At 59.1% G+C, this 16,752-nt stretch carries 15 protein-coding genes and 2 tRNA genes; 10 read left to right on the top strand and 7 right to left on the bottom strand.

What is annotated here, in order from left to right:
- Positions 1–77: 77 nt before the first annotated feature.
- The 3 genes from dnaG to ACOQFT_RS19495 all read right to left on the bottom strand — a co-directional run bounded on the left by dnaG (position 78) and on the right by ACOQFT_RS19495 (position 3,967).
- Positions 78–2,027 carry a DNA primase gene (dnaG, locus tag ACOQFT_RS19505; protein WP_421599520.1) on the bottom strand — a complete coding sequence of 650 codons (1,950 nt, stop codon included), beginning with the start codon at positions 2,025–2,027 and terminating at the stop codon, positions 78–80.
- A gap of 80 nt (positions 2,028–2,107) precedes the next feature.
- The gene (locus tag ACOQFT_RS19500) at positions 2,108–2,404 is read right to left on the bottom strand and encodes a hypothetical protein (RefSeq protein WP_421599519.1); all 297 of its coding nucleotides are present in this window, start codon (positions 2,402–2,404) and stop codon (positions 2,108–2,110) included.
- 132 nt (positions 2,405–2,536) lie between these two features.
- A complete protein-coding gene (locus tag ACOQFT_RS19495) occupies positions 2,537–3,967 on the bottom strand; it encodes a Glu/Leu/Phe/Val family dehydrogenase (RefSeq protein WP_421599518.1) in 1,431 nt (476 codons plus the stop codon).
- 329 nt (positions 3,968–4,296) lie between these two features.
- Between ACOQFT_RS19495 and ACOQFT_RS19490 the strand changes: the two genes are divergently transcribed.
- From ACOQFT_RS19490 to ACOQFT_RS19480, 3 genes are read left to right on the top strand one after another with little or no spacing between them, the layout of a single operon-like run.
- Positions 4,297–6,039, top strand: a complete 1,743-nt coding sequence (locus ACOQFT_RS19490) for a pilus assembly protein TadG-related protein (protein WP_421599517.1) — start codon at positions 4,297–4,299, stop codon at positions 6,037–6,039.
- Positions 6,036–6,566 (top strand): TadE/TadG family type IV pilus assembly protein, encoded by a 531-nt coding sequence (locus ACOQFT_RS19485; protein WP_421599516.1) that lies wholly within the window; start codon positions 6,036–6,038, stop codon positions 6,564–6,566. The genes ACOQFT_RS19490 and ACOQFT_RS19485 overlap by 4 nt, the downstream gene beginning before the upstream one ends.
- Positions 6,567–7,187, top strand: a complete 621-nt coding sequence (locus tag ACOQFT_RS19480; protein WP_421599515.1) for a TadE/TadG family type IV pilus assembly protein — start codon at positions 6,567–6,569, stop codon at positions 7,185–7,187.
- Here ACOQFT_RS19480 and ACOQFT_RS19475 read toward each other — a convergent pair.
- On the bottom strand, positions 7,135–7,629 hold the full coding sequence (locus ACOQFT_RS19475) for a hypothetical protein (protein ID WP_421599514.1): 495 nt from the start codon (positions 7,627–7,629) through the stop codon (positions 7,135–7,137). The two genes, ACOQFT_RS19480 and ACOQFT_RS19475, sit on opposite strands and share 53 nt — an antisense overlap.
- Positions 7,630–7,785: 156 nt before the next feature.
- Between ACOQFT_RS19475 and ACOQFT_RS19470 the strand changes: the two genes are divergently transcribed.
- Entirely contained in the window at positions 7,786–8,697 is a 912-nt protein-coding gene (locus tag ACOQFT_RS19470; protein ID WP_421599513.1) for a pirin family protein, read from the top strand.
- A 5-nt stretch (positions 8,698–8,702) separates the two neighbouring features.
- Here ACOQFT_RS19470 and ACOQFT_RS19465 read toward each other — a convergent pair whose 3' ends face one another.
- On the bottom strand, positions 8,703–9,290 hold the full coding sequence (locus ACOQFT_RS19465; protein WP_421599512.1) for a TetR/AcrR family transcriptional regulator: 588 nt from the start codon (positions 9,288–9,290) through the stop codon (positions 8,703–8,705).
- Between the two features lie 99 nt (positions 9,291–9,389).
- On the opposite strand from ACOQFT_RS19465, the gene ACOQFT_RS19460 reads away from it, so the two are divergent.
- The 6 genes from ACOQFT_RS19460 (at position 9,390) to ACOQFT_RS19435 (ending at position 14,213) form a co-directional block, all read left to right on the top strand.
- A complete protein-coding gene (locus ACOQFT_RS19460) occupies positions 9,390–9,638 on the top strand; it encodes a hypothetical protein (RefSeq protein WP_421599511.1) in 249 nt (82 codons plus the stop codon).
- A gap of 128 nt (positions 9,639–9,766) precedes the next feature.
- Positions 9,767–11,053: a homoserine dehydrogenase gene (locus ACOQFT_RS19455; RefSeq protein WP_421599510.1), complete on the top strand. Its 1,287-nt coding sequence runs from the start codon at positions 9,767–9,769 to the stop codon at positions 11,051–11,053.
- 69 nt (positions 11,054–11,122) lie between these two features.
- Positions 11,123–12,106, top strand: a complete 984-nt coding sequence (gene glpX, locus ACOQFT_RS19450; protein ID WP_421599509.1) for a class II fructose-bisphosphatase — start codon at positions 11,123–11,125, stop codon at positions 12,104–12,106.
- A gap of 94 nt (positions 12,107–12,200) precedes the next feature.
- Positions 12,201–13,943 carry a single-stranded-DNA-specific exonuclease RecJ gene (gene recJ / locus ACOQFT_RS19445; protein WP_421599508.1) on the top strand — a complete coding sequence of 581 codons (1,743 nt, stop codon included), beginning with the start codon at positions 12,201–12,203 and terminating at the stop codon, positions 13,941–13,943.
- A 98-nt stretch (positions 13,944–14,041) separates the two neighbouring features.
- A tRNA-Glu gene (locus tag ACOQFT_RS19440) sits at positions 14,042–14,116 on the top strand.
- Positions 14,117–14,138: 22 nt separating this feature from the next.
- Positions 14,139–14,213: transfer RNA gene (locus tag ACOQFT_RS19435), tRNA-Glu, on the top strand.
- 8 nt (positions 14,214–14,221) lie between these two features.
- Here ACOQFT_RS19435 and ACOQFT_RS19430 read toward each other — a convergent pair.
- Both ACOQFT_RS19430 and ACOQFT_RS19425 read right to left on the bottom strand, forming a co-directional pair.
- Positions 14,222–16,063 carry a V-type ATP synthase subunit A gene (locus ACOQFT_RS19430; protein ID WP_421599507.1) on the bottom strand — a complete coding sequence of 614 codons (1,842 nt, stop codon included), beginning with the start codon at positions 16,061–16,063 and terminating at the stop codon, positions 14,222–14,224.
- Positions 16,060–16,752, bottom strand: a complete 693-nt coding sequence (locus ACOQFT_RS19425) for a hypothetical protein (protein WP_421599506.1) — start codon at positions 16,750–16,752, stop codon at positions 16,060–16,062. The genes ACOQFT_RS19430 and ACOQFT_RS19425 overlap by 4 nt, the downstream gene beginning before the upstream one ends.

The following is a 16,752-nucleotide window of genomic DNA, read 5'->3' as shown; positions in this document are numbered from 1 at the left end:
GAATCATTAGCGCGTAGAAGTGATTCGGCCACCCGTTTACCTGTTTTTCTTTTCCAGTGCCTTACGAAAACACCAGTTTAGCGGCGTTTCCGTTCAAAATTGATCCCGGACGTGATTGCCTTGAACGCGTCTTTCTCGTCGCGGTTGATTCGCGCGCCATTGTCGGCGATGTCGAAAACGGCCCTGTCCTCATTCTGGCTGCGGCTTGTGCGATTACGCTCTTCGGCGGCCTGGGCCAGCCGATATGTCAGCGCCTCATCGGCCAGATCGGACAGTTCCTCTGCAGCTTCGGCAATCTCAGCATCCAACCCCCGGAGCGCTTTGATCTTTGCGAGTTCCTCGGCCAGCGTCATCTCGGCCTTTTCAACGTCGCCTGGCTTATACACACAGGGGATTACTGCGACATGGCGAAGGGCCAGCAGGTTTTCAAGGGCTTCCGGCCCCAAAGTTTCAGCAATGTGGTCCTGCAGGTGATCCGGGTCATCGATCGCATGGCGCAGAATGGCGTGGCGCAGGGACGCGTGATCGGGGTCACGGCACTCCATCTCTTCCAGCTGGTGTTCGAACTGCACGACGACCTGCGGGTTCAATGCCGCGATTGCCAGAATCGCCGCTTCACGCAGCTGGATATCCGCCCCCTCGGATGACGCCAGGAATGAGGAGCGCGCGCCGGGCGTTGCAGGTTGTTTCTGCGGCTGCCACTTGCCGCGCGACTGCCATGGGCGGTTCTGAGGTTGCCGTTGCGGGCGGAACAGCTGCCAGCGCAGGTCTTTGATTTCTTGCCCGTAATGCGAGCGGATCGAGGGATCACGGATCAGCTTGATCTTATCGCGGAGCACCTTGTCCAGTGCCGCCTTGCGCTCGGGGCTGTCGAACACCTTGCCTTCGGTTTCGCGCTGCCACAGCAGCTTGACCATCGGGATAGCCCCGTCCAGCACGGCCTGCACCGCCCCCGCCCCTTCGGCACGCAACAGGTCATCCGGGTCCTTGCCCTCGGGCATCAGAGCAAAGCGCAGAGATTTTCCTGCCTCCAGCAGCGGCAAAGCCAGATCAACGGCCCGCATCGCGGCGCGCAGGCCCGCCGTATCGCCATCCAGCGCGATGATCGGCTCGTCCGAGATACGCCACAGCAGTTGCAACTGATGCTCGGTGATCGCCGTCCCCAAAGGCGCAACCGACGCACCAAATCCGGCTTCGGCCAGCGCGATCACGTCCATATACCCTTCGGCCACGATCAGGGGTTGTCCCTTCCCTGCCGCCTGCCGTGCGGGGCCGTGATTGTAAAGGCTGCGGCCCTTGTCGAACAGCTCGGTTTCGGGCGAGTTCAGGTATTTGGCGTTGTCATTCGGGTCCATTGCCCGACCACCAAAAGCGATGCAGCGCCCGCGCGGGTCGCGGATCGGGTACATGATCCGGTTGCGGAACGTGTCATAGGGCTTTTTGCCCTTGTTTGAAGGCTTCGCCAACCCGGCCCCGAGGATCAAATCCTCGGCCACATTCTTGCCGCGCAGATGATCCCACAGCGCCTGCCAGCCGTCCGGGGCAAATCCGATCTCCCACCGTTCCAACGCCTGCGCGTCCAACCCGCGGCGGGTCAGATAGTCGCGAGCAGTGCCCCCTGCCCCGGTCTTGAGTTGCAGGCGGAAGAACTGGACCGCCTGCTCCATCACGTCGGCCAGCTGGGTGCGACGATCCTGTTTCTCCTGCGCCTTCGGGTCGCGTTCCGGCATCGGCATTCCGGCCTCGCGCGCCAGAATCTCGACCGCCTCGATGAACGAGACATTCTCGGTCTCTTTCACAAAGCTGATCGCATCGCCTTTGGCATGACAGCCAAAGCAGTAGTAGAACCCCTTTTGATCGTCGACATGGAACGAAGCCGTTTTCTCATGATGAAACGGGCAAGGCGCCCACATGTCGCCCTTGCCCTGATTGGACTTGCGCGCATCCCACATGACTTTGCGCCCAACGACCTGAGACAGGCTCAGCCGGGTGCGCAGCTCATCAAGGAAACCGGGGGGCAGGGACATGGGTCAAACCTGACAGAAATGAAAACGCGCGCCAAGGGGATGACGCGCGGTTGTCCACAGGGAAATGTCGGTCCTGTGGATTATTGCTGCAGGCATAGTTCCAGCCACGCGGCGCCAAGGTCTTTTTTGCGGACGTCACGCATCTTTTGTTCATAGACCCAGGGCGTGATCAGAGGAATCGCATTGTTGTAGTTGTCGGGCCATGTCGGGCTGGTATCAGCCACCGCCTGCGGAACGTCGCGTTCCTTTACCTTATCCAGGCGCGCTTGCTGAATCGCCGCAACGACATCGGCTTGATGCCGGCAGCTTTGTTCTTTGGTTTCCTGAGCAGCCACAGGTGTGGCCAGCAACAAGGCCACGATGGCGGTACGCAACATGGGGGTCTCCCGGAATCGTTTCTTTCGCGGCAGCTTACCCTTGGCAGGGCTTGCCCGCCATTGTCGTTTTGCACCTCTCGCTATCGTGTTGCGCTGGGACGCCCGATCAGACCCGCCCGCCCCAGCTAGAACTCAAAGCCCCTTGGCGCGATAGCTTTTTGAAACGCGGTCGATGGCCACGATATAGGCCGCCGTCCGCAAGTCCTCGACATCGTCGCGGCTGTGCCACACCTCACGCATGGACTGATAGGCAATGCGCATGGTGTCATCCAGACCCGAACGCACCAACTCCAGTTCATCCGCGCCGCGAAGGTACTTGGCCTTGAAGTCCGGAGACATCGACCACGCATCGCCCAGGTAACGGTCCAGACGCTCCAACTCGCTGACAATCAGCTCGTGCCGCGCCTCTTCCTGTCGGCGCTGCATCCGGCCAAAGCGGATATGGCTCAGGTTCTTGACCCATTCGAAGTAGGACACCGTCACACCGCCCGCGTTTGCATACATGTCGGGGATGATCACGGTGCCTTTCTTGCGCAGAATCTCATCTGCCCCGGCTGTAACAGGGCCATTCGCCGCCTCGATGATCAGAGGCGCCTTGATCCGCTCGGCATTGGACAGATTGATAACACCCTCAAGCGCCGCCGGGATCAGAATGTCGCATTCCGATTCAAGAACCTCGGCCCCTTCGGCCGAATGCGTGGCGTCCGGATAATTGCTGACGCCGCCATGCTTCACGATCCATTGATGCACCGATTCAACGTCAATCCCATCGGGGTTATACAGCGCACCGTCCCATTCGATGATGCCGACAATACGCGAGCCGTCCTCCTCGCTCAGGAACTTTGCCGCGTGGTAACCCACGTTGCCCAGCCCCTGCACGATGATGCGTTTTCCATCCAGCTTGCCAGACAGGCCCGCCTTCTGCACATCCTCGGGGTGGCGGAAGAATTCGCGCAGAGCGTATTGAATACCCCGCCCGGTCGCCTCAACCCGCCCGGCGATACCGCCGGCATTCAGCGGCTTGCCCGTCACACTGGCGCGCGCGTTGATGTCGGTGGTGTTCATGCGGGCATACTGATCGGCAATCCAGGCCATCTCACGCTCGCCCGTGCCCATATCCGGCGCAGGCACGTTCTGAGACGGGTTGATCAGGTCGCGCTTGGCCAGTTCATAGGCGAACCGCCGGGTGATCTGCTCAAGCTCATGCTCTTCATATTGGCGGGGATCGATGCACAGACCACCCTTCGAGCCGCCAAACGGCGTTTCGACCAGAGCACATTTGTAGGTCATCAGCGCCGCCAGCGCCTCGACCTCGTCCTGGTTCACCGCCAGGGCGTAGCGAATACCGCCCTTGACCGGCTCCATGTGTTCGGAATGAACCGAGCGATAGCCGGTAAAGGTATGAATTTCGCCCCGCAGGCGCACACCGAAGCGCACGGTGTAGGTGGCATTGCAAACCCGGATCTTTTCCTCCAGCCCCGAAGGCAGATCCATCAGGGACGCTGCCCTTTTGAACATGAGATCCACACTCTCTCGAAAGCTGGGCTCTTTGATGGCCGTCATATAATCCTCCGTGCCAGCGAACGACTTACGTTCTGACGTTTTGTCGCACCCACTACGTAAACGATCAATATTTGAGCGAAAATAAAACCGACAAATCCCGAGGGAAAACTTCCGAGCCTTCCCCTGAGTCGCCAGCGCCGGATCGCTCTGCCGGAATTGTCGCCCATACGACAACAGAAGCACCTAACGCACTCAAATTATCCCGTTTTTCCCAGCAAACCGGTCAAGACGGCGGCTTTTTTGCCTAAATCCCGCCACGTTTCGGCGTTAATTTTTGAAAGTTAATATTTCCTTGGCAGTTTGGATGTCTGCTCAGCGAGGTCGTCAAAATGATAATGCGCGTTTTTAGAAACGGCTCTAAGAGATTTAAGAGCTTCACTCCTTCGGCTCGTCGTTTCGCCCGGGACGAAGATGGTGGCGTGTTCACGATCTTCGTACTGACGGGCTTCATCATAATCATCACGTTGACCGGCATGGGCGTCGACATGATGCACTTTGAGCGCGACAGGGCGAACCTGCAGGCGACATTGGACCGTGCGGTTCTGGCGGCCGCCGATCTGGATCAGGAACTGCCCCCGGCGGAAGTCGTCAAAGACTATTTCAAAAAGTCCGGCGTCAGAGGCCGGTTGACGAAAGAACCTGCCGTTACGCCTGGTTTCGGCTCAAGGCGGGTGACTGCCGAGGCGGAAACGGTCGTCAAGACGGCCTTCATGTATTTTGCAGGCATCCCCGAACTCACGGCTTCGGTAACCAGCACTGCGGAAGAATCCGTGGGCGCGATCGAGATTTCGCTGGTTCTCGACATGTCGGGCTCGATGGACGATCCGTCTGCCGAGGCTGGGAAGGACAAGATTCAGGTTCTGCGGGAAGCGGCCAAGGAATTTGTGACGACAATGTACGAAAAGGAAAATCCCGAGAAGATTTCGATCTCGATTGTTCCTTACGCCACACAAGTAAATGCCGGAGAGAACATTCTGGGCAATTTCACGGGGGTATCCAATGAACATAACTACTCTCACTGCGTGAACTTCACGGGTAGTCAATTCAAAGAACACAACGTGAAGCCCGCAACGGTGCTTGAACGTACGGCGCATTTCGACCGGTACAGATCGAACAACGCTGCCTACCAGTGGGAACACAACCGCAGACCAACCTGCCCCACCCGCCCCGGCAGTGAGATCACTCCGGTGACGAACGACATTTCGGAACTTCATGGCCAGATTGACGCGCTGACTGCGAGCGGCAACACGTCAATTGACATTGGAATGAAATGGGCCGCGGCGCTGGTGGATCCCGCTTTCCAGCCCATCATCTCCAAATTGGCAAATCAGAAAAAAGACCCGGACTCGGACGCAGAGGATGCACCGACGGTCGTCCCGAAAGAATTCGCAAACCGCCCCAAGGAATACACGTCCGATGTTCAGAAGGTCATCATCGTCATGACCGACGGATACAACACCAGTCAGTGGAAACTGAGAAGTTCGTTGCGCAGCGGGAATTCCCCTGTTTGGTACAATCCCAACTACTCGCAACAGGAATCCAGGTACAATTGGGACACTGAAAGATGGGAGACGGTGACGGTTCAAGGCGAATACAGCGTTCGCATGTCAACAAATCCGAACAGGTACTACTGGTCTCGTCAGGAACGGTGGAACATGGATCACCGCTTTGGGGACAGGGATAGTGAGGACGGTACCGCCGTTCGCCTGACCTACCCTGAGCTTTTCGCTCTCACATCGCTCCGCTGGAACGCACTGAACAACTTTTATCCGTGGGATGGCAGCGCACTCAGCGACTGGTATTCAAATGCCTATTCGTCGGTTTCAAGAAGTACCAAGAACACGCGTACAAATGACATTTGCTCTGCCATCAAAAACAAAGGGGTGCTGGTTTACGGCATTGCTTTCGAGGCGCCCGACGCAGGTCTGACCACGATCGAAAACTGCGCCACCAAGCCCAGCATGGTTTATGAGGTCAACAGTACCGGCAATCTGGGTGATGAGAACCTTACGCTCGAAGAGGCATTCCGCTCCATTGCCTCGTCGATCAAACGACTGAGGCTGACACAATGATCCGCAAGCTTCTAAAGAAACTCGTTCGGTTCAAGCGGTCTGAAGACGGGTCGTTGACCGTTGAGTTTGTCTTGATCTTTCCGGCCTATCTCTTCTTCATCATGGGCGCTGTCGAATACTCGATGGTCACGATTCAGCAGTCGTTGCTGGAACGCTCAATAGACATCGTCGTGCGCGATATTCGCCTGGGAACAGATTCCGTGATCACCCACGACACGATTAAGGAAGATATCTGCGACAGAGCGGGAATTATCCCAAGCTGTTCCCGCAATCTCAGGCTGGAAATGATCCTTCAGGACGCGTTCACAGGCTTGAATTTCCCTGCGGAACCGGACTGCGTCAACAGAGAGGAAGAGGCCAAACCGGCCCGGAACTTCGAAGCGGGTGCGTCAAACGCACTGATGATACTTCGCGCCTGCGCCAAAGTTGATCCAATTTTCCCGACCACCGCGATGGGGCGCGCTTTGCAAAGTGACGATGGCCTGGTCACACTAACGGCGATCACCGCCTTTGTTCAGGAGCCTTAAATGACACGTTATTTTTTAAGTTTCCGGCAATTTCTGGCCCGTTTCGCCCGCAGCGAACATGGCGGCCTCGCCTTCGAAGGAATTGTGGTTTTCCCAATTTTCGTCTGGTCGATCACGCTTGGGTATACGTTCTTTGACGGGTTCCGCCAAAATACCGCCAACCTGAAAGCTGCATACACCGTGGGAGACCTTATCTCGCGTGAAACGGACGAGTTGACCGATACCTATGCACAATCCATGTACACTGTGATGCGGCGGATGGTGAACAACAACTCGACGCTTAAGATGCGTTTGTCATTCATCATGTATCAAGAAGACGATGACCGTCACTACGTGCATTGGTCCACAACCTGCGGGTTTGTCGGCACATGGGACAACTCCAACATCGACAGGATAAAAGAAAATTTGCCGCCAATGGCGGACCTGGACACTTTGATCCTTGTTGAAACGCTGAACGACTATAACCCGTTGTTCAAAACCGGTTGGTTGACCAAAGATCATGAATTCACCAACTTCGTATTCACCCGGCCGCGCTTTACTGATCTGGTGAAAGCGCCCGATATCTCCCCTATTTTCTGTCAAGGGGATGCAGGGCCTGTGGATGTAGCACCAACGAGCTAAGCACGTCCGTCATGAATTTGGTTTCGGCGGCAGCCGTCATGCCGCCGACGCCCACCCGGCGCCCCAAACGCCACCATAGTCCGGGCGCCCAGCTGTTTTCTCCGCCAACACGTGTTTTCAACAGAAACCCGTTCGAAGGTTTGAACGCAAAAACTCCTCGGTCAACTGCCTCGATATCTTCCACTTTTGCGATCAGGTGCCCTGCCCCGGTTCGGAGTTCGGACTGCGTCAACTCAATCCAGTCGTTTGTTGCGTACCACATGCAATATGCCAGCCAGAACGCAGCGCCGCCAACAACCAGCAGAAAAACCAGCCAAAGGGGTTCGGGCGGCTGCGCCAGTGCCACCGACAGGACCAGTATGCCGACGACGCTCAGCATCCCGACGCCAAGCCAACGTCTGGCGGGTGACGGCTTAATGGTGGCCAGAATGTCTTGTTGCATGTGAACCCCTGTCGTTTTCCTGTGGGTTTAGCGGCTTCTGGCGGGAAAAAACAGGGGGTCGACTACTGCTGATTTTTGCACATTTCCCGTTCTTTTCTGCCGATTGACGCTGACCCTGCCGAAAATACATGGTGACCAGAGCTTCAGGAGGCCAACATGTCCCTACGACCCGTTCTGGAAACCCGGAAAGCCATCGCCGCTGTTGAGGGCGCTGGCGTCAAACTACAGCGTGCGTTCGGATTTCAAGACCCGACCGAGCTTGACCCATTCCTGCTGTTCGATGACTTTCGCAACGAGCGCCCGCAGGACTATCAGGCCGGGTTTCCCTGGCATCCTCATCGCGGGATCGAGACGATCACCTATGTGCTGGCCGGTTCGGTCGAACACTCGGATTCGCTGGGCAACAGCGGCACGCTTGGCGCCGGAGACGTTCAGTGGATGACCGCTGGGTCCGGAATTCTGCATCAGGAAATGCCGACCGGAAATCCGTCAGGTCAGATGCATGGCTTTCAGCTGTGGGGTAACCTGCCCTCGGCGCAGAAAATGACCGCACCGCGCTATCAGGACGTCCAGAGCAAGGACATCCCGGAGATCACTGATGACGACGGCACCTCCGTGCGCGTGATCGTGGGTCAGTTCTGGGGCAAGACCGGTCCGGTCGACGGGATCGCCGCCGACCCGCAATACCTGGACGTCTATGTCCCGGCGGGGGTCAAAAAGACCTTTAAAATTGACACCTACCGCCGTGCTTTTGCCTATGTGTTCGAAGGTCAGGCGGCCTTTGCCGATGCCTCGCAACCCACTGGGGTCCTGCTGGAAAAGGAAGTCGCCGGGCAAGAGGTCAATATCCGCGACATGTCCGGCGACCGGACGCTGGTCCGGTTTGGCACGGGGGATGAAATCACGGTTCAGGCCGGGCCTGACGGTGTGCGGTTCCTGCTGATCTCAGGCGCGCCGATTGACGAGCCGGTCGCCTGGCACGGGCCCATCGTGATGAATACACGAACCGAGCTGGAGCAAGCCTTTCGCGAACTGCGCAATGGCACCTTCATTCGCCCTGCGCATTAGATCAATCAGGCCGAAACCGACCGGCGGACCATGTCCCAATAGACTTGTTCGACCTCATCCAGCGACAGACGCCCGCCGGCGCGATACCACGTCATCACACCGTTCAGCATGGCGATCACCGCCAATGTCGCGATCTTGGTGTCGGCGATATCAAACATCCCGGCCGCCTGCCCCGCGCGCAGGATCGCCTCAAGCGCGTCTTCATAGCGGCGGCGTAACGCCTCGATCTCTGCAAAGTTCTCGGGTGTCAGGTTACGCAGTTCCATATAGGCGATGAACACCTCGTCCGGGCGCTGAAGGTGAAAGCGGATGTGGAATCCGACAAACTGCAGCAAAGCCTCGGACGCATCGCCCGGCTGATCCAACGCGTCATAGGCTGCCAGCAAGTCCTGCATGTGTTCGTGCATCAAATGGAACAGCAGGCTCTGCTTGTCGGGCGTGTAGTTGTACAACGCCCCCGCTTGCACGCCGACCTCACCAGCGATCTGACGCATGGAGACGGCGGCATAGCCGTGACGAGCAAACAGCCCCAGCGCTGCCTTTCGGATACGCGGACCGGTGATATCGGAATGTGAACCTTGCGTACGTGCCATTGCCGCAGCGTATCTGAACGTTTGTTCAGATAGAACCCCGCTTGAACCAACGCTGTAAAAGGTGCATCACATTTGCAATCGATCTTGAAAGGGTTCTGAATGAAGCCCCTGCCTTTGCTAATCCTGCTGCTCGCCTGTGCCGGTTGCGCCGATTTTCCGGAACTGGAGGGGCGTGAGCAGCCCGACGTCAGATCGTCCCGCTATCCCACGCTTATCCCCATTCAGGAAAACCTCGGCCCACCAGTTGACCCGGTGAACGAGGCCGCCGAGGTCGAAGAGGATCTTGTTGCCCGGCGTGAAGCGCTCGAGAAAAAGGCACAAGACCTTCAGGCTGCGGAAATCAACTGACCCCCGGCGATTCAGATCCCGGCCCGGGCCGCGACGCATTGCACCCTAGCGCCGAACCCGCTAAGGCAGCGCTGAACGGGCGACAGGCCCGATACGACGAAGTTTTCGAGCGGAAAGGAACCCACGGAATGACACAGGCGCTGCGGCTTGGAATTGCGGGCTTGGGAACGGTTGGCGTGGGTGTCGTGAAGATTGTCCGCCGCCATGCAGACCTATTGCAGGCGCGTACGGGTCGGGCTGTCGAAATCGTCGCAGTGTCGGCGCGCGATACTGGCAAAGATCGCGGCGTGAACCTTTCCGACTATGCTTGGGAAACGGACCCGGTGGCATTGGCAAAACGCGATGATATCGACGTTTTCGTCGAACTGATCGGTGGTGAAAACGGCCCAGCCAAAGCTTCGGTCGAGGCGGCACTGGCCACCGGCAAGGACGTCGTCACCGCAAACAAGGCGTTGCTGGCGATCCACGGTCAGGAACTGGCCGAAAAGGCCGAGGCTGCCGGTCGCGTGATCCGGTTCGAGGCCGCCGTGGCCGGCGGCATCCCGGTCATCAAATCTCTGACCGAAGGGCTGGCCGGAAACGAGATCACCCGCGTCATGGGCGTGATGAACGGCACCTGCAACTATATCCTGACCCGGATGCAATCGCAGGAGCTGGGCTATAACGCCCTGTTCGAGGAATGCGCCGAACTGGGATATCTGGAGGCCGACCCGAACCTTGATGTCGGCGGCATTGACGCGGCGCACAAGCTGGCGCTGCTGTCCTCGATCGCGTTTGGGACCAAGCCGAATTTCGACGGCATCCAGATCGAAGGCATTCAGCAGATCAGTCTGGATGACATCCATCAGGCCGACGATATGGGCTATCGCATCAAGCTGCTGGGCGTTGCGCAACGCTCGGCCCGAGGTCTGGAACAGCGGATGCAGCCGTGTCTGGTGCCCAGTACTTCGCCCCTTGGGCAACTGGAAGGCGGCACCAACATGGTGGTGATCGAAGGTGACGCGGTCGAGCAGGTTGTCCTGCGCGGCCCCGGCGCCGGTGAAGGCCCCACGGCCAGCGCCGTGATGGGCGACGTTTGCGATTTGGCCCGTGGACTGCAAATCCCGACCTTTGGCCGCCCGGCGACCTCGCTGCAAGACGCGCAGCCTGCCGTGACAGGCTTGCCCGCCCCTTACTATCTGCGCCTTGCCCTGTTCGACAAACCCGGTGCGCTGGCCAAGGTGGCGGCCATTCTGGGCGATGCGGGCGTGTCGATCGACCGGATGCGTCAATACGGCCATTCCGAAAGCACCGCACCGGTTCTGATCGTCACTCATAAGACCACGCGCGCCACGCTGGACGTGGCTCTGGAAGGGCTTCGCGAGACCAACGTGGTGGCCGGAGAACCCGTTGCATTGCGGATTGAAGAGGTTTGACCCTTGCGGCCTGCATGAAACGCAGGCTATCCCGAACAAAACGCCTTTACTGACCTGAGGATACCGAACATGAGTGCTGCCAAAGTAGATTTCAACGACCGCCTTCTGTCTCTGGGCCTTGCGCGGGTGGCAGAACAGGCTGCACTGGCGTCGGCCTCTCTGGTCGGTCGCGGTGACGAGAAAGCCGCCGATCAGGCAGCCGTGAACGCGATGCGCGAACAGCTGAACCTGCTGGATATCGCGGGCGTCGTCGTCATCGGTGAAGGTGAACGTGACGAAGCGCCGATGTTGTATATCGGCGAAGAGGTCGGCACCGGCGAAGGCCCCGGCGTGGACATTGCGCTGGACCCGCTGGAAGGCACAACGCTGACCGCCAAGGACATGCCCAACGCGCTGACCGTGATTGCCATGGGTCCGCGCGGCTCGATGCTGCACGCGCCGGACGTTTACATGGACAAACTGGCCATCGGTCCCGGCTTCCCCGAGGGTGTCGTCAATCTGGACATGAGCCCGCGCGAACGCGTCGAAGCTCTGGCCAAGGCCAAGGGCTGCGCGCCTGCCGATATCACCGTTTGCATTCTGGAACGCCCGCGTCACGAGGCGATGATCGCCGAAGTGCGCGAAACCGGTGCTTCGATCCGTCTGATCACCGATGGTGACGTGGCTGGCGTTATGCACTGCGCCGAAAGCGAAGAAACCGGCATCGACATGTATATGGGTCAGGGTGGCGCGCCCGAGGGCGTTCTGGCTGCAGCTGCGCTGAAATGCATGGGCGGTCAGATCTTTGGCCGCCTGCTATTCCGCAACGATGACGAACGTGGCCGCGCCGCCAAAGCGGGCATCACCGATCTGGACCGCGTCTATGCACGCGACGAGATGGTCACCGCAGACGTGATCTTTGCCGCAACCGGCGTGACCGGCGGCTCGCTGCTTCCGCGTATCAAGCGCGAGCCCGGTTGGGTGGAAACGACCACTCTGCTGATGCGCTCGAAAACCGGGTCGGTGCGTCGCATGACCTACCGCACGCCGATGTGGTCGCACGACAACGCCTAACCGCTTGCGTCGCCGCCTTCGGCGCGAGTATTTGTAAAAAGATGAAGAGGCCGGGCCCACATGGTGTCCGGCCTTGACCTATGGAGGCAGGGTATTGAGTTTTCTGGGGGTTGAGCAGTCCCTGAACGGACGGCGTTGGGTGGGCCCTTCAGCCGAGACGGAACGGGCCACGGAAATGTTGGTGCAGCAGGCAGGTCTGCCTCGCGCCGTATGTCAGGTGCTGGCACGGCGCGGCGTTCCCGCGATGGAAGCCGACGGGTTTCTGGAGCCCAAGTTGAAAGAGCTGCTTCCCGATCCACGATCAATGAAGGACATGGAAACCGCTGCAACAAGGTTTCTGACAGCGGTCCGAAACAAGCAACAGATTGCGGTCTTTGCGGATTATGACGTCGACGGAGGCAGCTCTGCCGCCTTGCTGCTGGTCTGGTTGCGTCAAATGGGTCTTCAGGCGACGCTTTATGTGCCCGACAGGATTGATGAAGGCTATGGCCCAAACGTACCAGCCATGCAGGAGCTGGCTGCGAACCATGACCTGATCATCTGCGTCGATTGCGGGACGCTCAGCCACGAACCAATCGCGGCCGCCAAGGGGGCGGATGTGATCGTGCTGGACCACCATCTGGGCGGCGAAACCCTGCCCGATTGCGTGGCCGTGGTGAACCCGAACCGTCAGGATGAAAGCGGCGATCTGGGTTATCTTTGCGCGGCTGGCGTTGTGTTTCTGATGCTGGTCGAGGCCGGGCGGCAACTGCGAGAGGCAGGTGTGAAGGGGCCGGACCTAATCGGCTTGCTTGACCTTGTGGCGCTGGCGACGGTTGCCGATGTCGCGCCGCTGATCGGCGCGAACCGGGCGTTGGTCCGTCAGGGGTTGAAGGTCATGGCGCAACGGCAACGGCCGGGTCTGGTGGCCCTGTCCGACGTGGCGCGCATGGACTCGGCGCCCAACAGTTACCACTTGGGTTTTCTGCTTGGTCCGCGTGTGAATGCCGGAGGGAGAATCGGTCAGGCTGATCTGGGCGCGCGGCTGCTCAGCACAGAGTCGATGACCGAGGCCGAGGCGCTGTCGCAGCGGTTGGATGAACTGAACACCGAGCGTCGCGATATCGAAAACGCAGTACGTGCGGCCGCCTTGGAACAGGCGGATGAACGTGGGCTGGACGCGCCTCTGGTTTGGGCTGCGGGCGAAGGCTGGCATCCGGGCGTTGTGGGCATTGTCGCATCGCGGTTGAAGGAAAGCGCAAACCGTCCAGCGATTGTCATTGGCTTCGACGGAGATGAGGGCAAAGGCTCGGGCCGATCGATCTCCGGCGTTGATCTCGGGGCGTCCATCCAGCGGCTGGCGTCCGAAAGGCTGTTGGTCAAAGGTGGCGGTCACAAGATGGCAGCTGGTCTAACGGTGATGCGGGATCAATTGGAACCGGCAATGGCGCGGCTGTCCGAATTGCTGGCCAAACAAGGCGCCGGTGAAGGCGGGCCTGCCGACCTGAAACTGGACGGCGCCCTGATGCCGGGCGCGGCCACGATTGATCTGATCGAACAGATCGAAAAGGCGGGCCCGTTCGGGGCCAGCGCCCCGGCCCCGCGATACGCCCTGCCCGACCTGCAGGTGCGCTTTGCCAAGCGTGTCGGCGAGTCTCATCTGAAACTGTCCCTGGCTGACGGTGTTGGCGGCGGCCTGGACGCGATCGCCTTTGGGGCGTTTGACGGGCCGATGGGGGAAAAGCTGTCCAACCACGGCGGCGCACGGTTCCATTTCGCCGGGCGGCTTGAGGTGAACACATGGGGCGGGCGGCAGAGCGTGCAACTCAGGCTCGAGGACGCAGCGCAAGCGAATTGAACCCGATTTTGGGCCCGTGAAAAAACTTTCACATGCTTGCGTTTTTCGACTTGCGGGGGTCACGGTGAAACCGTAAAAGGCCCTCCACAAGCTAGCGTGGCCCGTTCGTCTATCGGTTAGGACGCCAGGTTTTCAACCTGGAAAGAGGGGTTCGATTCCCCTACGGGCTACCACTTGTGCTTGTTTGGACCAAGTGGCCCGTTCGTCTATCGGTTAGGACGCCAGGTTTTCAACCTGGAAAGAGGGGTTCGATTCCCCTACGGGCTGCCATTTTTTCCTTACACCCCAAACTTCTCGTGGCACAGATCAGTGATATGCCCCCAGATGGATTTGAATTCCGGCGTATTTTCCGCCGCATAGTGGAAGTTCTTCATCAAACCGGTCAACTGCGTGAACACCTGCCGCACCTCGGTCTTGTCGGCGAATGAGGTCGTCGACCGGGTCACGTCATAGACCAGTTTGAAAGTCATCTTCTGACGCTCAAGCGGAACGGTGGCGTCCACTTTGTCGAAGGCATCTTGTTGCAGATAGACCATGTCCACGAACAGCGCCTTTTGCTGGGTCACGAAATCTTCGATGGTGACACCCTCTTCACCGGTCACCTGCATCATCTGATCAACCTGCTCTCCTTTTTCGATCAAATCCAGCAATTCGCGCACCTTGCCGGTCCAGCCCGGTTCGGCGTTTTTGTCGTACCAGTCCGAAAGTTGATCGGTATAGCGCGACCAGCTGAGCATCGGGTCGACCGCAGGATAGAACCGCTTGTAGGCGCGTTCCGAGGACAGGCCGAGGAAACACTTTACTGTGGACAGGGTCGATTGCGTGACCGGCTCATCAAAGTTGCCGCCCGCGGGTGACACCGTGCCGATCAGGGTCAGGCTGCCCAGATCGCCATCATTGGTTTTCATCGCACCGGCGCGCTCGTACAGGCCCTTGATCGAGCTTTCCAGATAGGCGGGAAAACCTTCCTCACCGGGGATTTCCTCAAGTTTGCCAGAGGTTTCACGCATCGCCTGCGCCCAGCGGCTGGTGCTGTCTGCGATCAACAGCACGTCATAGCCCATCTGGCGGTAATACTCGCCCAGCGTGATGCCGGTGAAGATCGACGCCTCGCGCGCGGCAACCGGCATCGAGGACGTGTTGCAGATGATGATTGTCCGGTCCATCAGGCTGTTGCCGGTGGTCGGGTCGGTCATTTTGGGGAATTCATGAATTGTCTCGACCACCTCACCCGCGCGCTCACCGCAGGCGACGACGATCACGATATCCACCTTGGCATTTCGCGCGATCAGGTTCTGCAAAACGGTTTTACCCGCCCCGAATGGCCCTGGAATACAGGCCGTGCCTCCGCGCGCAATGGGGAAAAATGTGTCGATCAATCGCTGAGACGTTAGGACGGGTTCTGTCGGATACAGTCGCTCGGACAAAGCGCGTTTCAGAATGCTTTCCGGCAATGCGCGCCGCACTGGCCATTTCTGAGAGAGGGTCAGCGTATGCTCACCACCCTGCTCATCCTCAAGCCGCGCCACGATATCGTGGATTGTGGCGGCACCTTTCTGTACCCAGACCACCTTGTAGTCGCCCACCCAGTTAAACGGCAGCATGATCTTGTGGTTGAAATGACCCTCGGGCACGGTTCCGATACTGTCGCCCGCCGTGACCGTATCGCCGACCTTGACCGAAGGCGTGAACGACCATTTGGCCTGCGTGTCCAGCGGGGCCACATCCGCCCCGCGCGGCAGAAAGGTACCGAATTCGGCTGCTACCTTGGGCAGCGGCGATTGCAGACCGTCGAACACCTGCCCCAGCAAACCCGGCCCCAGCTCAACCGAAAGCAACTGACCCGATTGTTCGACCGGGTCGCCCACGGCCACCCCGTCGGTACTTTCGTATACTTGCACGTCGGCGATATCACCGCGCACGCGCAGCACTTCGGCCTTCAAACGTTCCTGACGGCCACCAGGACCGGGTCGTGTCGGAAGGATAAACACAACCTCATTCTTGACCAACTGCCCCGGCCGCCCCGAAGCATCGTGATTGACCTGAATCTGCACCAGCCCTTCCTGCACCGAGACGACGCTGGCGGTGGCGGTCAGCGTGGTGGGGGTTTGGGCCGTCATGCGCTTGCTCCATCAAAGTCTGTCCCGGCAACACCGGCCATGGCCTGTTGTGCCAGATGTTCAAATCGCGTGGCCGCGTCCTGCGCATTGCTTTGCGCCCAGCGATCGAAGATGTTCCAGATCAGCACGTAAATCGCCACGGCTTCGAAATCGAACAGGTGGCGGGCGGCGTGCTTTTTCAGTTGCTTGTGACTGACCGACAAGAGCAAACGCTCCAACCCCAGCGGATCTTCCGCATCCAGCAACTGCTTGGCCTCTTTGATCCAGGGCATCGGCCCGTCCAGCTTGAAGGTCGGGTCGGTCCAATTGGCTGGAATGTGTCGGCTCCATCGCCCCATTCCAAACGTAGTCGTGGGCGGGCCGCCCCCTTGCTTGCGCAGACGCAGCGCGGCGACAGCCGTACGAAGGTCCAGCCGTTCCACAAATACCTTTCGCAAGGCCGGCTGCGGAATGTCGTCCAGTGCCTCTTTGCACCGTTCAATGGCCTGAGCGTCCGTGACGTCCATGCCATAATCGCTCCAGTTCAGAGCGTGCTCCAACACCTTCAAAACGCGCGCATCTTCAGATGTCAGCGCGGTCAACCGGCGATCCAGCCGCAACCGCGACAGCGGCGGCTGTTTGGCGACAAACAACCGTTCCGAGCCCGGCAGGCTGCTGATCAGCGCGATATAGGCGTTGCGGTCCGACAT

It is taken from the genome of Ruegeria sp. MALMAid1280, from assembly GCF_049195285.1.
Lineage (GTDB): Bacteria > Pseudomonadota > Alphaproteobacteria > Rhodobacterales > Rhodobacteraceae > Ruegeria.
This window is presented reverse-complemented; position numbering and strand designations above follow the sequence as displayed.

What these genes read in the sequence shown, in the direction of transcription:
- ACOQFT_RS19480 (WP_421599515.1), top strand. Translation starts at nt 6,567, where the DNA reads ATGACACGTTATTTTTTAAGTTTCCGGCAATTTCTGGCCCGTTTCGCC.
- ACOQFT_RS19430 (WP_421599507.1), bottom strand. Translation starts at nt 16,063, where the DNA reads ATGACGGCCCAAACCCCCACCACGCTGACCGCCACCGCCAGCGTCGTC.
- ACOQFT_RS19500 (WP_421599519.1), bottom strand. Translation starts at nt 2,404, where the DNA reads ATGTTGCGTACCGCCATCGTGGCCTTGTTGCTGGCCACACCTGTGGCT.
- ACOQFT_RS19465 (WP_421599512.1), bottom strand. Translation starts at nt 9,290, where the DNA reads ATGGCACGTACGCAAGGTTCACATTCCGATATCACCGGTCCGCGTATC.
- ACOQFT_RS19470 (WP_421599513.1), top strand. Translation starts at nt 7,786, where the DNA reads ATGTCCCTACGACCCGTTCTGGAAACCCGGAAAGCCATCGCCGCTGTT.
- ACOQFT_RS19495 (WP_421599518.1), bottom strand. Translation starts at nt 3,967, where the DNA reads ATGACGGCCATCAAAGAGCCCAGCTTTCGAGAGAGTGTGGATCTCATG.
- ACOQFT_RS19460 (WP_421599511.1), top strand. Translation starts at nt 9,390, where the DNA reads ATGAAGCCCCTGCCTTTGCTAATCCTGCTGCTCGCCTGTGCCGGTTGC.
- ACOQFT_RS19475 (WP_421599514.1), bottom strand. Translation starts at nt 7,629, where the DNA reads ATGCAACAAGACATTCTGGCCACCATTAAGCCGTCACCCGCCAGACGT.
- ACOQFT_RS19485 (WP_421599516.1), top strand. Translation starts at nt 6,036, where the DNA reads ATGATCCGCAAGCTTCTAAAGAAACTCGTTCGGTTCAAGCGGTCTGAA.
- ACOQFT_RS19425 (WP_421599506.1), bottom strand. Translation starts at nt 16,752, where the DNA reads ATGTCGGACCGCAACGCCTATATCGCGCTGATCAGCAGCCTGCCGGGC.
- ACOQFT_RS19455 (WP_421599510.1), top strand. Translation starts at nt 9,767, where the DNA reads ATGACACAGGCGCTGCGGCTTGGAATTGCGGGCTTGGGAACGGTTGGC.
- ACOQFT_RS19490 (WP_421599517.1), top strand. Translation starts at nt 4,297, where the DNA reads ATGATAATGCGCGTTTTTAGAAACGGCTCTAAGAGATTTAAGAGCTTC.
- glpX (WP_421599509.1), top strand. Translation starts at nt 11,123, where the DNA reads ATGAGTGCTGCCAAAGTAGATTTCAACGACCGCCTTCTGTCTCTGGGC.
- dnaG (WP_421599520.1), bottom strand. Translation starts at nt 2,027, where the DNA reads ATGTCCCTGCCCCCCGGTTTCCTTGATGAGCTGCGCACCCGGCTGAGC.